We start from the raw sequence: 1,270 nt of genomic DNA, 5'->3' as shown, positions 1-1,270 counted from the left end.
ATCACAGATCCGCCGTCACCGCCATCACCACCATCTGGACCACCCTTAGGGATATACTTTTCGCGACGAAAACTTAAACACCCATTTCCACCTTTTCCTGCCTCAACAGATATCGTTGCTTCATCTACAAATTTCATATTTTTCCGCTCTATCTACAAGCCACTGACTCAGTTTAACTGCTAGTTTTTCATGCGCTACAAAAACGCAAAAAAAAAGCCCCGCAATGCGGAGCTTTTTTTGATAAGACCAAGCTTATTCCGCTGCTACGATTTCTACGTACTTGCGGTTTTGAGGGCCTTTTGTAACAAACTGAACAACGCCGTCTGCAGTTGCAAACAAAGTGTGGTCTTTACCACAACCAACGTTAGTACCAGCGTGGAAACGTGTGCCACGCTGACGAACAATAATGCTACCTGCTGAAACAACTTGGCCGCCGAAGCGCTTAACGCCTAAGCGTTTACTCTCGGAATCGCGACCGTTCCGGGTACTACCACCCGCTTTCTTGTGAGCCATTAGATTACTCCTTTCGCTATCTGATTCGCACTAGGTGCAAACGCTTAGCTTAGCCTTTAATACCAGTGATTTTCACCTCAGTGTACCACTGACGGTGACCCATTTGCTTCATGTGATGCTTACGACGCTTGAACTTCATGATTTTTACTTTGTCATGACGGCCGTGACTAACGATTTCTGCTGTCACTTTAGCGCCTTTCACGTTTGGCTCACCAATTTTTACATCGTCGCCATTCGCTACAAGCAATACTCGATCAAAATCTACTTTAGCGCCTGTCTCAAGCTCAATTTTTTCTAGCTTAAGTACTTCGCCTTCTGTAACACGGTGCTGCTTACCACCGCTTACGATAACTGCGTACATTTATGTTCTCCAATTTTAATAACCCTCAACTGATAGATCAGAATCTACCCTGCCGTTGTTTCTTAAAGCGCGGCTTTTTCACATCTGTTTCTAAAGGAAGCTCTTCGGCAACCCTATAACAGAGAACAACCTCGTATTTGAGGGGCGCGTGATTTTAATAAAACAAGAAAGCAAATGCAACACTGAAGCCAATCTAATAAGAACTTATCTTGACACTCGACACACCGAACCATAGCATTTGCACCGCATCGATAGATAAGCAGCAAAACTCTACAAAAATTTGAACGATTAAATGCACTTAAAAGACATCTACCAGAGCGTTGAGCAAGAGTTCGACGCAGTCAACGCCCTGATTTTCGATCAACTATCATCTCGCGTTCCTTTAGTTGAAAAAAT

General features: G+C 43.9%; 2 protein-coding genes and 1 pseudogene. All 3 read right to left on the bottom strand.

Annotation, left to right across the window (positions count from 1 at the left end; all coding sequences use genetic code 11):
* Positions 1-137 (bottom strand): annotated as a pseudogene (gene obgE, locus A3762_RS26180) (GTPase ObgE); the annotation flags it as partial.
* A gap of 115 nt (positions 138-252) precedes the next feature.
* Entirely contained in the window at positions 253-513 is a 261-nt protein-coding gene (gene rpmA, locus A3762_RS23525) for a 50S ribosomal protein L27 (protein ID WP_068478588.1), read from the bottom strand.
* A gap of 49 nt (positions 514-562) precedes the next feature.
* Positions 563-874, bottom strand: coding sequence for a 50S ribosomal protein L21 (gene rplU, locus A3762_RS23520; RefSeq protein ID WP_068458279.1), 312 nt, complete (start codon positions 872-874; stop codon positions 563-565).
* Positions 875-1,270: the final 396 nt, after the last annotated feature.

The sequence above is a fragment of the Oleiphilus sp. HI0125 genome (genome assembly GCF_001635355.1).
The sequence above is the reverse complement of the archived record's forward strand: the minus strand, read 5'-3'. Positions and strand labels throughout refer to the sequence as shown.